Raw genomic sequence first — 357 nt, forward strand, 5'->3', positions numbered from 1 at the left:
CTTATACCTAAAATTACAGAGTACTAAAACAAAAGAAGTGCAACGTGTTACTAGTCACGTGTTTCACTTATACCTAAAATTACAGAGTACTAAAACCAATACGATTATTTCGAATTTCAAAAACAAGTTTCACTTATACCTAAAATTACAGAGTACTAAAACGAAAGTAGAGCAATCTAATCGTATAAAGAAGTTTCACTTATACCTAAAATTACAGAGTACTAAAACATGGGTCGAACACGATTAACACTCCTATCTGTTTCACTTATACCTAAAATTACAGAGTACTAAAACACCGTATCGCTCCATACACCAAACTTGAATGTTTCACTTATACCTAAAATTACAGAGTACTAA

1 CRISPR repeat array is annotated in these 357 nt (G+C 31.1%).

Features of this window, described 5'->3' with window-relative positions:
• Positions 1–294: direct repeats of the CRISPR family, unit length 30 nt; unit sequence CTTATACCTAAAATTACAGAGTACTAAAAC.
• Positions 295–357 lie beyond the last annotated feature (63 nt).

The sequence above is a fragment of the Staphylococcus sp. HMSC34C02 genome (assembly GCF_001838705.1).
Taxonomy (GTDB): domain Bacteria; phylum Bacillota; class Bacilli; order Staphylococcales; family Staphylococcaceae; genus Staphylococcus; species Staphylococcus borealis.